11 protein-coding genes and 1 other RNA gene are annotated in these 13,075 nt (G+C 40.4%); 4 read left to right on the plus strand and 8 right to left on the minus strand.

Annotated features, from left to right (window positions below; genetic code table 11):
- Nucleotides 1-323: 323 nt before the first annotated feature.
- From AC1M9M_RS13070 to AC1M9M_RS13085, 4 genes are all read left to right on the plus strand, one after another.
- Nucleotides 324-956, plus strand: a complete 633-nt coding sequence (locus AC1M9M_RS13070) for a paraquat-inducible protein A (RefSeq protein WP_481596569.1) — start codon at nucleotides 324-326, stop codon at nucleotides 954-956.
- A 35-nt stretch (nucleotides 957-991) separates the two neighbouring features.
- Nucleotides 992-1,726, plus strand: a complete 735-nt coding sequence (locus tag AC1M9M_RS13075) for a paraquat-inducible protein A (protein WP_481596570.1) — start codon at nucleotides 992-994, stop codon at nucleotides 1,724-1,726.
- Between the two features lie 93 nt (nucleotides 1,727-1,819).
- A complete protein-coding gene (locus AC1M9M_RS13080; RefSeq protein WP_481591909.1) occupies nucleotides 1,820-3,469 on the plus strand; it encodes a PqiB family protein in 1,650 nt (549 codons plus the stop codon).
- On the plus strand, nucleotides 3,456-4,175 hold the full coding sequence (locus AC1M9M_RS13085) for a PqiC family protein (RefSeq protein ID WP_481596549.1): 720 nt from the start codon (nucleotides 3,456-3,458) through the stop codon (nucleotides 4,173-4,175). Before AC1M9M_RS13080 ends, AC1M9M_RS13085 begins: the two co-directional genes overlap by 14 nt.
- 609 nt (nucleotides 4,176-4,784) lie before the next feature.
- On the opposite strand, the gene AC1M9M_RS13090 is transcribed toward AC1M9M_RS13085, so the two are convergent.
- From AC1M9M_RS13090 to ssrA, 8 genes are all read right to left on the minus strand, one after another.
- The gene (locus tag AC1M9M_RS13090) at nucleotides 4,785-5,816 is read right to left on the minus strand and encodes an AbrB family transcriptional regulator (protein ID WP_481596550.1); all 1,032 of its coding nucleotides are present in this window, start codon (nucleotides 5,814-5,816) and stop codon (nucleotides 4,785-4,787) included.
- Nucleotides 5,817-5,863: 47 nt separating this feature from the next.
- Entirely contained in the window at nucleotides 5,864-7,366 is a 1,503-nt protein-coding gene (locus tag AC1M9M_RS13095; RefSeq protein ID WP_481593877.1) for a tripartite tricarboxylate transporter permease, read from the minus strand.
- Nucleotides 7,367-7,378: 12 nt separating this feature from the next.
- Nucleotides 7,379-7,825: a tripartite tricarboxylate transporter TctB family protein gene (locus tag AC1M9M_RS13100; protein ID WP_481596551.1), complete on the minus strand. Its 447-nt coding sequence runs from the start codon at nucleotides 7,823-7,825 to the stop codon at nucleotides 7,379-7,381.
- A gap of 54 nt (nucleotides 7,826-7,879) precedes the next feature.
- Nucleotides 7,880-8,872: a Bug family tripartite tricarboxylate transporter substrate binding protein gene (locus AC1M9M_RS13105; RefSeq protein WP_481596552.1), complete on the minus strand. Its 993-nt coding sequence runs from the start codon at nucleotides 8,870-8,872 to the stop codon at nucleotides 7,880-7,882.
- A 93-nt stretch (nucleotides 8,873-8,965) separates the two neighbouring features.
- Nucleotides 8,966-10,111, minus strand: coding sequence for a tricarballylate utilization 4Fe-4S protein TcuB (gene tcuB / locus AC1M9M_RS13110; RefSeq protein ID WP_481596553.1), 1,146 nt, complete (start codon nucleotides 10,109-10,111; stop codon nucleotides 8,966-8,968).
- A 2-nt stretch (nucleotides 10,112-10,113) separates the two neighbouring features.
- Nucleotides 10,114-11,508, minus strand: coding sequence for an FAD-dependent tricarballylate dehydrogenase TcuA (tcuA, locus tag AC1M9M_RS13115; protein ID WP_481587848.1), 1,395 nt, complete (start codon nucleotides 11,506-11,508; stop codon nucleotides 10,114-10,116).
- A 99-nt stretch (nucleotides 11,509-11,607) separates the two neighbouring features.
- A complete protein-coding gene (locus AC1M9M_RS13120) occupies nucleotides 11,608-12,540 on the minus strand; it encodes a LysR family transcriptional regulator (RefSeq protein WP_481596554.1) in 933 nt (310 codons plus the stop codon).
- Between the two features lie 116 nt (nucleotides 12,541-12,656).
- Nucleotides 12,657-13,017: a transfer-messenger RNA gene (gene ssrA / locus AC1M9M_RS13125) on the minus strand.
- Nucleotides 13,018-13,075 lie beyond the last annotated feature (58 nt).

Genomic DNA, 13,075 nt, shown 5'->3' on the forward strand with positions numbered 1-13,075 from the left:
ATGCTGAATCATTGAATTTAATATTAATTTAATTTCATCATATAAACTTGACTCACTCTCATTTTGACTAGACAAATGCTGATCAATTAGCATTTCAATCCCTTTTATACCCTCGTTGAGTTACATGACTGCACACTGATAAGCCAAACCAAAAAGGTATGTATCTCGATTCAACAAAATAATCATAGGCAAACCTTTTGAATCTCGATATAAACTATAAGGAGAAATAAAAAACCAAGAATATTGATGAAAAAGTTGAGACAACGATGTCTGAAACGAATGTAGAAACTGTATCGGATTCTAAACTCGCTCCTGATGTAAGAATGGTGCAAATCAATCAAAATTATGTTGCTTGTGAAGAGTGCGATACGCTCTTTCGTAAATCCGATTTATATAAGAATGAACGTGCCTATTGTTCGGCTTGCGGTTCCGAGCTCTATCGTAAAATTCCAACATTTAACACACTGTTGGCCTTAGTCTGTACTGCGTTAATTATCTTTGCGATTGCCAATAGTTTTTCAATTGTTAAAGTTGAACTCCAAGGCATTTATTCAGAAACCACATTATTGGGTGCGGCTTGGGCAATGTTCGAGGCAGATCGTGCTTTTGTAGGCTTTCTTATTCTGATGACCACTTTTATTGTCCCCTTGGCCTACTTACTTCTGATGGGATATATTCTTTTGATGGCCATGTTCAATAAAAATATTATTGCAACCCAACAGTATGCATCACTTAAACTCGCATTACGGTCACTTTTTCAATTGAGAGCTTGGGGAATGGTTGAAGTCTTTCTGATCGGCGTTTTAGTCACCTTAGTGAAATTAGTGGGGATGGTGGTTGTGATTCCTGGAATTGCCTTATGGGCATTTGCCATTTTAAGTGTTTTGTTGGTCTATTTAGTATCAATCAAAATCAAGGATCTATGGAATGTAATTGATGGAAATCAAATCTCATGACCATTACTTCCACTCATACGAATCAACCCGATCAGATGAAGCATTCGCCACACCCTGTGCAGAAACCCGCCTCATTAGAAACGCTTGCACCGCGTGCAATTGATCTTGAGCTCACACTTTGTCATTGCTGTGGAACACTCAACCGCATGACGTCCTTGTCGGCCATGGAACAAGCACGAAAATCCCGCTGTACTCGTTGTGATAGCCCCTTACATACCCGAAAAACCCGAAGTTTAGAACGAACTTTAGCTTATTTAATTGCAGCGAGTATTCTTTATATACCAGCTAATGTTTTACCGATGACAATTACAGAATCTATTCTTGGTCGTCAACAAGACACGATTATGAGTGGAGTCATCTATTTCTGGAAAAGTGGTGACTATTTCGTTTCGTCCGTTATTTTTATTGCCAGTATATTTATTCCACTACTGAAATTGGTCATCCTTGCTCTCCTGCTCAGTGCTGTACATTTACAAGCCTCAAAAAAAATTCACCTCTCACCGAAGCATTGCTCGATCATGTATAGAGTCGTGGAGTTTATTGGCCGTTGGTCAATGATTGATGTTTTCGTTGTCGCCATGCTCGCAGCACTAATCCAAATTCAATCATTGGCAACTATTTTAGCAGGCACAGGTGCAGTCGCTTTTGGTGCAGTGGTGGTTTTGACCATGTTAGCCTCACTGAGTTTTGATCCTAGAATCATTTGGGACAACTATTACGTTTCAATTCTGAGTCAGCATGAAAAAAAAAATGACGCTTCAGAACATTGAGATTTACATAAAACCCTTTCACTTCTTGCTTGATATTCATATGATGAAGCGTACAAACAACAACCACATTACGATTTAATAAGATCAATAACTATGTCAGAAAACCAATCGAGTAATGGTCATCCTCATGATGAACAAGTTCTGAGTCAGGTCGGTGTACCTGATAAGAAACGTAGCAAATGGAAACCTTCTCTCATTTGGATTATTCCAATTGTGGCATTACTCATTGCATTTTCATTAGCTCTCAAGGCGTATTTGAATACTGGTCCTGTTATTGAGGTTTCTTTTAGGACTGCAGAAGGCATTGAAGCTGGCAAAACTACAGTTCGTTATCGTCAAGTCAATGTGGGTCTAGTGCGTGAAATTGACCTTTCGGAAGATCGGTCTCATATCATTGCTAAAATTGAACTTCGGAAAGATGCCAGTAATTTTGCCACGGAAGATTCACGTTTTTGGGTAGTGAGACCACGTATTGGTGCAAGTGGGGTTTCAGGTATCGATACTTTACTTTCTGGCGCATATATTGAAGTAGATGGCGGTAAATCAGATGTCAAAACCACTTCATTTAAAGGGCTAGAAACTCCACCAGTTGTAACTTCCGATGTTCCTGGAAAAATCTTTTTCTTAAAGGCACAAGATTTAGGTTCGCTCGATTTCGGCTCACCTATTTATTATCGAAGAATCAACGTTGGACAAGTGACCTCTTACCAACTGGCTGATGATGGAAAAAGCGTTGAACTTCAAACTTTCATTAAGTCACCTTATGACAAATTTGTCACCACAGATGCGCGTTTCTGGCAAGCCAGTGGTGTAGATGTCAATTTGAATGCTTCGGGCTTTAGTTTAAACACACAATCTTTGGCAAGCATCATTTCGGGAGGGATCGCATTCGGTTATCCTGAAAATTCTGATGCAGCTCCTGCTCCGAATAAAATGAAATTTGAATTATTTGACTCTGAAAAGCTTGCGCTTAAAGAGCCTGATCTTAATCCAAGACGGATCGTAATGTATTTCAATGAGTCATTGCGAGGTTTATCAGTAGGAGCTCCAATTGATTTCATGGGTGTCGAAGTCGGTACTGTGAAAAAAATCAACACTGAGTTCTACAATAATCACTCGCAAATTCGAATGCGTGTTGATGCTGAAGTTTATCCTTCACGTATTGCTGGAGGTCATGAGTTGGACCCGCAAGGTACAGTATTCAAGCAATTTGTTGAGCGTGGTTGGCGAGCTCAAATGCGGACTGGCAATTTACTTACAGGTCAAAACTACATTAGCTTTGATCTTTTCCCTAAAGCTAAATATGCCACTGCAATCCGTCGAAATGATGGTGTAGTTGAAGTTCCAACAACTCCTACAGAATTAAAAGGCCTTCAAGCACAAGTGTCCCAAATCGCCGATAATGTATCTAAATTTCCATTGGTTGAAATTGGTCAGGACGTTCGTCAAACCTTGGCAAACTTAGATAAAACTATACAATCTTCAAAAAGTTTGGTCGATCAACTGGATGGCAAAGTTGCGCCTAATTTACAAGCCACTTTGGATGATGTTCGTAAAACAGTTCAGTCTTCTGAAACCATCTTGGCAAGTGATGCACCATTACAACAAGATCTACGTCGTGCTTTACAACAAATTACCCGTGCCGCAGCTTCATTGCAGTTAATGGCAGATCAAATAGAACAAAATCCTGAGTCATTGATTCGTGGAAAAACAGCGGAGCCGAAGAAAGATGACAGAGAATAAATTATTGAAAACTCAGCAACGCTGCTACCTAAAAGTCCTTTCAAGCTTGAGTGTTGGTTTGTTTGCACTCATCGTCAGTGGGTGCTCTTCATCCCCTACGCCTAAGTTCTATTCATTGAGTACTCAAACGCTAACATCATCTTCGTCAAATCAAAAAGTGAGGATGATTGAGGTGCTTCCTGTTGGATTATCTGATCGTTTAAACCGAATTCCCTTGGTGATTCAACAAGAAAATGGGCAGGCTAAAGTATTGTTCGATGATCGTTGGACTTCTACTTTGTCGGCTGAATTGAGAGATGCTGTTTCTGCGCGTTTACAGCAAACATTAGGTGCAGTGGATCGTTATAATAGTGGTATGACTGGTGGACAAGCAGCTTATCGAATTGCCTTAGATTTTTCTAACTTTGATTTCATCGAAAAATCAAATCAGCAACGCTTTATACTCATGAATACGACTTGGACTTTAAGATATGATGATCCCAATCGCCCCTTATCTACACCCAAAAACGCTCAAACATTACCTCAACGTCATCAACTCAGTTGTCGGATGAGTTTTTATGAAGAAATTCCACAAAAATCTAAAGACTTAAATACTTTAGTCACTGTTTCGCAAAAAGCCATTGATCAACTTTCAATCAGTATTGCAAGTTCAGTTAAGCACTTCGAAAATAGGAATCAGCCGATTACTGGTGCGGTATGTAGTTAAGCATATATCGATCACAAACTGATTTTTTATTTTAAAAAAATCATGTCTTTTTAGATCTAAAGGATTAAGCAAGATCTATGACTTATTGAGATGGATCCTTTAAATAGTCAATGACTTATAGATTTGATTCAACTAAGTGTTCCCCAAAATGGGCCTCATGATGTTGAAGATCTCTCCCCACCTTAGGATTGAATCGTATCACCTCCTACTAAATGATGGGAGAATGTTTTGTTAAGTACTGAATCACGTATGATTTCTTTTTCATTGCCGATCTCAGAATTTCAGCACTCGTCTGATCAATATACCGAATCGCTAAGCCTTCATCTTTAAGGCTTCCAAACAAATGAGGGTAGTGCGCTGATGTACATATTTGAGTAGGTCGCCACAGTTTGAAACTGTCATTAAACACATGGCTTCATTTTGATATTGTGCTTATTTTAAAGCTGGAGGATTATTTTTGATAGTTTCAAGACATATTTCCCCATCTTGGTTTTGAATGAGTTTTAAAAATCATCAATCTCTTTTGACTCTATACACACTATCTGCATAAGAAATTCTTTCGTAGACACTAATATTCATACGCACTCCGGCAATTAAATCTCACCATATTTAAAAAAATAATTTTTGACTTAAACGATAGAAAAAACGTGTTGTGAGGATGACAAATATCAAGCGTGATAATTGAAATGCCACAATAATCGGAACAGACAAGCCCAAAACTTTTGCCATCAAAGACATTTCAGCAATGCCACCTGGAGAAAGCCCGAGCAGTAAAACTTTTTCATCTACAGAAATAAGTTGAATCAGTCCAAGTACAAATAAAATTGAAAGGATCAGTGCCAGCACATTAAATAAAATGGTCAAAACGAGAAATCGCTGACTGTCTTTTAAAAAGCTAAATGGAAATTTACTGCCCAAAGACCAACCAATACACAGCTGCCCCAAAGCAATCAGCCAATGCGGTAAGCTATGCTCAAGTACACCGAGATAAGACAGCAAACCAATAATTAAAATCGGACCTAAAATCCAAGCATTCAGGACATTGAAATAATCAAATAACTTGGCAACCAATAAAGCTATAACAAAAATTAAAAGTGTAGAAACCACATCAAAATATTGCACAGTCACAGAAGACGTTTTCCAATCAACCCCCAAATAAAGGCTCATAAAAATGGGGACTAACACCACCAAAATCACAATTCTTAAGCTATGTGTCGCTGCAACTTTATCGACCTGCGCTTGATACTTTTCTGCAATATTGACCATTTCACTGGCACTACCAATCGCTGATGCAAACCATGCCGTTGACCAATCCAAGTGGTTAAAACGATACTGCAACGTGGCTAAAAGCAGATTCAGCACTATGGACCATAAAATTCCAATGAAAATAAATACCCAATAAATTGATAAGGCATTCATAAGTGCAGGGGTAAAATAAAGTCCCAAAGCCATACCAATAATCACTTGCCCAGTTTGACGCCAACGAACATGACATGGATTCGAAATACCAAAACTACCAATGATGAGCGTGATGAGAAGTGGACCTAATAGCCAGGGCAATGGGAGACCAACGAGTATTCCAAGCCATGCACCTAATAATGCAATTGCCAATCCTTTGGCATTCGATTTTATGTTTTCCATATTCTTCACCAATGAAGGTCAACATAGCGTTGACCTTCATGTTTGGATTAGATTGTTTTTTGCTTTTTGATGAATAAGTACTTACGTACAAAAGGAAGGATTAAAAGCAATGCCGACATGATCCACAGACCGATGCTAATACCACTACTCCACAGGATGCTGAGTTCACCTTGAGAAATCGATAATGCACGACGCAAATTCGATTCCATCAATTCACCCAATACAAAACCTAAAATGAGTGGTGCAAGTGGGAAATCAAACTTACGTAAGATATAGCCAATGATCCCCAAACCCATACACAGCAATAAGTCAAATATCGTGCTATGAATTGCGTAAACACCAACGAAACTTACAGTTGCAATAATAGGAATTAAGATATAACTCGGAATACTGAGTAATCGTGCAAAGAAGCCTACCAATGGTAAGTTCAATACCAGTAGAATGATGTTACCAACCATCAAAGATGCAATGAGTGCCCAAACGAGTGTTGGCTGTTCAGCAAACAGTTGAGGGCCAGGTGTGATGTTATACATGGTTAATGCACCCATCATCACAGCAGTCGTACCCGAACCTGGCACACCCAGCGTTAACATTGGCACAAAAGAGCCACACGCTGCTGCATTATTGGCACTTTCAGGTGCAGCCAGACCACGTAGATCCCCTTTACCAAATTTACTGCCATCACTCGCCATTTTACGTTCAGTAGTATACGCCATTGCACTGGCAACACTCGCACCCGCACCTGGTAAAATTCCTGAGAAGAAGCCCAACAATGAACCACGAATCATGGTCGCTAATGTACTCATGAATTCTTTAAAGTTAAATAAAGAACGCTTACCCTGTTCTAAAACAACTTTTCCTAGCGTAGTACGCTCAAGTAAAAGTAAGATTTCACTGATACTAAACAGACCAATAACAACTGTGGTAAACGCAATACCATCACTCAGACCAACACTATCAAAGGTAAAACGATAAACACCTGTAATCGCATCCATCCCAACAGTTGAAAGTGCTAAACCCATTAAAGCCATAATGAGGGTTTTAAACGGTTGTGTACTGACTAGACCTGTCAAACACACAATCGCAAATACCATGAGTGCAAAGTATTCTGCAGGACCGAAAGACACCGCCCAACGTGCTAAAATTGGAGCAAATAATACGATCCCGACAAATGCTATCGTACTACCAATAAAAGAACTAATAGAGGACAAAGAAAGTGCAATACCCGCTTTACCTTGCTGTGCTAGCGGGTAACCATCTAAAGTGGTCATAATCGCACCAGCATCTCCAGGTACATTCAGCAAAATTGCGGAGATACGACCGCCGTACTCACAGCCTAAATATACTGCTGCTAATAAAATCAGTGCGCTATCTACAGGTAAACCTAAGGCATAAGCAAACGGTAACAGGATCGCGACGCCATTAATTGGACCTAAACCCGGTAAAAGACCGACCACCGTTCCAATAAACGCACCAATAAAGGCAATTAATAGATTCTGAGGCTGAAGTGCAACCTCAAAACCCATCATGAGAAAATTTAATACATCCATGGGGTGTTATCCTTAACCAAAGAATCCAAGTGGTAATGGAACATCAAGTACGCGATCAAAGAGATAATAGGTACTTAAACTCAGCACAATCCCTGTGATCACAGTCGTAATGGTTTTCCCGCTAAATAATTTACCCAGTGCAATCGTCATGAGCAGTGTTGCAATGACAAAACCAAAGAATTCGAAAATCATCGCGTAAATGGTGAGTGCGACAGCACACAGTACTAATTTACCGAGCAAATGTTTGGTCCAGCCCAGCTCTACAGGCTCAAACATAATGGCTGGACGAACAGTTAGATAAACAGCACTAAAAGTGATCAACCCCATCAAAAGAATTGGAAAGGCTTTCGGCCCAACAGGATCATAAGAAATCGGTGCTTCAAAATTGCACGCATAGATCAATAATCCCAATCCAATAACTGAAATGATGGCTGTAAGAATGCGTTCAGATTTCATCATCTTCCCTCTAAACAAAAACTGAGTTAGAACATGCGCCCCAACTCAGTTTGTTTGTTATTTTGATAATTTGTATTCTTCCGATAATTGACGCATTTCATCCGTTTGTTTATAGACGTATGCTTGGATTTCCTCGCCTGTCATTTCAAATGGGAGTAAATCTTGGTTTTCACGTACTGCATCAAATTTCTGATCTACCATCATCTTGTCAAAGGCATTTTTCCACCAACTATATGCTTCATCACTGACTTTAGGTCCCATATAGAAACCACGTATCACAGGCCATTCCAGGTCATAGCCTTGTTCAAGTGCTGTCGGCAAACTTGCAAATTTGCCTTCCAAACGATTTTTAGAAAATACAGCCAGTACACGGATTGAACCTGACTGTAAATGTGAGCCAATTTCACTGACGTTCCCTACACCGATTTGAATGTGCTGACCTAAAAGTGAAGTGAGAACTTCACCCCCACCCTCTAGAGCAACAAAACTCATATCAGCAGGATTGATACCTGCCTTTTTCGCCAAAATTGCGGTTTGCATCCAGTCCTGACCACCGACACTCCCAGCACCACCAAAACTGATTTTCTTTGGATTGTCCCGCAACGCTTTCATTAGATCATCAAGGTTTTTAAGAGGTGAATCCTTGTGAACAGCGACAAGACCATAATCAACCGCAACGCCTGAAAGCCACTTCACATCTTTCTCTGTGAAATTACCGAATTTGCCTTGAGCTAAGTTCAATAGCGATCCCGTTGAAAATGCTACAACAGCGTTGTTATTTGCAGGATCGTTGTTGACGATTTTGTTATAAGCCACTGCACCTACACCGCCTGGCATATAAGTCACACGCATTGGGTCAGTCATCACGCCAGTTTCTTTAAAACCAGATTGTATTAATTTACAGGTCATATCGAATCCGCCACCTGGCTTAGCAGGTGCAATACATTCTGCACGCTTAGGTTGACCAGGTTCTTTGGAGGCATTTCCTGTACCACAGCCCATTAACACAGCGCCAGTACATGCCAATGCTAACCATTTCATTTTTTTCATAGCAAACTATCCTTATTGCTGAATTATTAATTGATGTATGTCCATGTTTTACCTATTTCCAATCTAACCTCTGGCCTAGATTGGTTTGGGTCTTTACTTCGCTTTCGCTCGATTTTTTGCAATACGCTCTTCGACAGCAAACTTTAATAAAGCTGCACTGCGGTAGAAACCGTGGGCAAACTTGCCAAAAGGAATCGTTAGGAAGAAAGTCATGACAGTCGCTAGATGAATAATCAGCAATAACGCCATGGCTGAAGTATCGCGGAATGCCAACAATAATAGGCCTGTGACACTGATCAGCAGAAGCAAGAAAATAAATCCACGGTCCATTGGCTTTTGCTTCACATCACCATGTAAAGGATGACGTTTAATATTGAGATATAACAATCCTACTGGGCCAATGATTAAGCCAATTCCACCCAACGTACCTAAAATTACGGGTAAACTGCTGTAGGCATATGGTGCTTGAAGACCAAGAAAATAGTGATAGAACGTTGCAACGCTTGTTGCTGCAAAACAGAGTAAAAAGCCATACATCGTGAAGTGATGATAAACACGACGGATTTGTGTATATCGATCATCTTCTTCATTACACCCTTTGCCATGCCCACCATCTAAATATTTGAGCGTCAGAACATTTTTAGATGCTTGTAGAATATCTGGCTGCGCCACGCCTTCAGGAATAATTTTAGAGGTTTGCTTCCAGAATTTTGCAATGCCTAAACCCAATAGCACAAACGCTAAAATAAACACTAAACCAAACAGCACTGCTAAGAAATTGTGAGGAAAAATGGCGTAGAAATCACCTTGGTAGCGACCAAATAGATCGGTGCCATTAATCCAAACCCCTGCCAACATCAGTAAGAAAAATAGTACTGACATTGCAGAAACCAGTGGAATGCCTGTTTTTTGATAGATTGATCCAAATGCAGCAGGGACTGCAAATTCTTGATAAGTCTCTAATCGAACTTGTGCCATGGCTTGCGGAATATTGACGCCAAATTCATGCGGTGGCGCATATTGGCAAGCATGTAAACACGCGCCACAGTTATGACAAAGATTAGCCATATAGTGGATATCCGCCTGCGTAAACTCAAGACGTTTGGTCATGGCAGGGAAAACCGCACAAAATGTTTCACAGTAACGACAAGCATTACAAATCTGTAAGGCTTGTTTGACTTGATCTTCGTTCTGACTCAACTGCACGATAGGAATTAAATTTTTTGCATTGGCATTCATAATTAAACTCCCAACATCAGTGCAGCATTCGCCGCATTTTTTCCTGCAATACGACCAAATGTCGTTCCAATTGACATCCCCACACCTGCGGTATAACCCTGACCTAACACATTGCCAGCCATCATTTCACCTGCAACGAACAAATTTGGGCTTGGCCGATTATTGAAACGAACGGCCGCATCATCCTCTACTTTTAAGCCGAGATAAGTAAAAGTGATCCCCGGACGAAGTGCATAAGCATAGAAAGGGGGTTGATTCAGCGGAACAGCCCAATGGGTTTTCGCTGGGCTTAAATTTTCAGTATGACAATTATCAAGCACAGTATGATTAAACTCACCAACAACACAGGCTTGGTTAAACTCATCCACCGTTTTCGAGAGGGTCGCCACATCTAAATTTAGCTTTGCTGCTAACTCTTCAATGCTATCTGCTTTCGTGCCTTCAAATACGGGGGGCATGAAACGTCCAACGGATTTTGAATCAATTATTGAATAGGCAATTTGATTCGGCTGCTTCGCAACTAAACGCCCCCAAATCGCATAACGTTTTGGCCAGAAGTCTTCACCTTCATCGTAGAAACGCTCTGCATTTTTGTTGACGACAATCCCTAAAGATACACAGTCTATACGGGTACAAATTCCACCATCATATAAAGGAGCACGTGCATCGACAGCGACACAATGCGATTGAGATGGATCGCCAATGATATCGGCTCCTTGATCCATCATAAATTTGAGTAAGTTGCCTTGGTTGAAACGTGTACCACGAATAATAAAATTATCCGCTGGCCACTCACCATTTTCGTTTTGTCCCCAAGCTTCTTTAAGCCATGCGATGTTCGATTCAAAACCACCTGCAGCAAGAACACAAGCCGCTCCTTCAAAACGTGTACCATCTTCAGCAATAGCAGCTTTGAAAGTATTGTCTTCTATGTCCAAGTCAACAATTTTGGTGCTATAGCGAACCTCAACACCTAAATCTTGTGCGCTTCTAAAATAGGCATTAACTAAAGCTTTTCCACCGCCCATAAAAAATGCATTAGTACGTGCGACATGCAGTGCCCCTGACAGCGGTGGTTGGAAATTCACCCCATGCTTACGCATCCAATCTCGACAAGTTGCTGTACTTCGAATCACCAAGCGTGCCAAATGTTCATTGGTCTTGCCCGCGGTAACTTTTAACAAATCCTGCCAGTACTCTTCCTCAGGATAAGCGTCCACCAAAACATCTTGTGGTGCGTCATGCATACAACGTAAATTACGAGTGTGCTGAGAGTTCCCCCCACGCCATTCTTTGGGTGCAGCTTCCAATAATAAGACAGATGCGCCTTGTTCTCTTGCTGTCAGTGCAGCACACAATGCGGCATTCCCACCGCCAATCACAATTACATCATGCATTCGATGTCTTCCCTCTCGAATTTGATGTAATTTAAGACTAAAAGTATGAATTAACGTGATAGGCAGAATTTAAATAGGTGTTTAATAAAATTAAATAGGTTAAAAGTCTAATAATTCAGCACTTGGCCATAGTCCTTTCTGAATCAAGCTTTTAACTGTGCTTTTAATCGCCACTTTAGTTGCTAAGCTCGCGGGTGAAAGCTCTTCTTCAGCCAAACTAATTAAATAATTAATTCGATCAAGTTCTGGTTCAACCACTTTTAATAAACAAATATCCGACTTTAGATAATCAAAATGTGCACTGACAGGTTGAATGGTTGCCATGTTTAAATTGCTAACACAATTCATCAGAAGATGTAGACCATCTACTTCATAGTCAACATCTAATAATTCAACTTTTTGATCAAGAAATTTACGCAAACCATGTCTCTGACTTGGCAATACAAGTGGTAAGCGATTCACTTTTTCTAAATCAATTTTTCCTTCTAAAATACACTGTTCATAACCCTGCTCTTTTAACAAAGCACAATTGGCCATCATGAACATTTGCTCTTTCAATAAAGGTTGAACAGCCCAGTTACTATCGACATCTTTAGTAAAAATGATCGCAATATCTAGTTGCCTTGCATTGACTAAATTGGTGAGATTACCAGATAGGCTCTCGACTAAATGAATTTTTATATCGGGATAACGCTCCGACATTAGTTGCATGAAGGGAATGCCGAGTACTGATGCAATACTGGGTGAAAATCCCACACTCACATGACCTGTCAAGCGTGATGAATGCGCCGCTTCTATTGCATATTGCGCATGACGAAGTGAAAGTTGTGCCTGTTTGAAAAACGCTAAACCTGCAGGCGTTGGAGTCACACCTGTTGAGTTACGTTGCAATAACCGTGTACACAGCTCATCTTCTAACTTTGCAATTTGCTGGCTAAGTGCTGATGTGCCCACATCTAACTTCTGCGCAGCTTTACCTAAACTTCCTGACTCAACAATCGTAATAAAGTATCTAAGTTGCTTCAGTTCCATATGCCTCCCCCTACCCATACGAATATTAAATAAGCATCGTACTTTTTCGTTTTATCAGTTTTAATTAGCAATAAAAAAGCCACTTAAAATAAGTGGCTTAATTATTACAAGAATTTTGGTGGAGATGGCGGGAGTCGAACCCGCGTCCGCAAGCACTACACTCGAGATTACTACATGCTTAGATATCGTCTATTGTTTTAACCCTCAAAGACCCGACGAACAGGGTTAAGAGAGCGATCCTTTAAGTTTAGTACAACACCCCAAGGCTTGATGTTATACGGACTTGTGTGCGTGCGCTTCAGTCGGGATCTCTAACCACAAGTATTCAGAGATGCGGACAAGCTGCCCTTAGGCAGCTAGAGCGTAAGATTCGTCGTTTGCGACTATTTAAAATGCAAATTTTATTTACGAGAGAAAATGCGCTCTCGGCATGCATCTATGAGTTTCATCACCAGCGTCGAAGCCAGGAACATCCCCAAAGTACAACGCAATCATAGCATAAAAGTTTGAAAATACGACCTCTAATTTCACAACA

This window comes from Acinetobacter sp. ANC_7503 (assembly GCF_056780035.1).

Bases quoted from the DNA above. Each gene is read 5' to 3' on its own strand.
- AC1M9M_RS13070 (WP_481596569.1), top strand. From the start codon at position 324: ATGGTGCAAATCAATCAAAATTATGTTGCTTGTGAAGAGTGCGATACG.
- tcuB (WP_481596553.1), bottom strand. From the start codon at position 10,111: ATGAATGCCAATGCAAAAAATTTAATTCCTATCGTGCAGTTGAGTCAG.
- AC1M9M_RS13100 (WP_481596551.1), bottom strand. From the start codon at position 7,825: ATGATGAAATCTGAACGCATTCTTACAGCCATCATTTCAGTTATTGGA.
- AC1M9M_RS13080 (WP_481591909.1), top strand. From the start codon at position 1,820: ATGTCAGAAAACCAATCGAGTAATGGTCATCCTCATGATGAACAAGTT.
- AC1M9M_RS13120 (WP_481596554.1), bottom strand. From the start codon at position 12,540: ATGGAACTGAAGCAACTTAGATACTTTATTACGATTGTTGAGTCAGGA.
- AC1M9M_RS13085 (WP_481596549.1), top strand. From the start codon at position 3,456: ATGACAGAGAATAAATTATTGAAAACTCAGCAACGCTGCTACCTAAAA.
- AC1M9M_RS13075 (WP_481596570.1), top strand. From the start codon at position 992: ATGAAGCATTCGCCACACCCTGTGCAGAAACCCGCCTCATTAGAAACG.
- AC1M9M_RS13090 (WP_481596550.1), bottom strand. From the start codon at position 5,816: ATGGAAAACATAAAATCGAATGCCAAAGGATTGGCAATTGCATTATTA.
- tcuA (WP_481587848.1), bottom strand. From the start codon at position 11,508: ATGCATGATGTAATTGTGATTGGCGGTGGGAATGCCGCATTGTGTGCT.
- AC1M9M_RS13095 (WP_481593877.1), bottom strand. From the start codon at position 7,366: ATGGATGTATTAAATTTTCTCATGATGGGTTTTGAGGTTGCACTTCAG.
- AC1M9M_RS13105 (WP_481596552.1), bottom strand. From the start codon at position 8,872: ATGAAAAAAATGAAATGGTTAGCATTGGCATGTACTGGCGCTGTGTTA.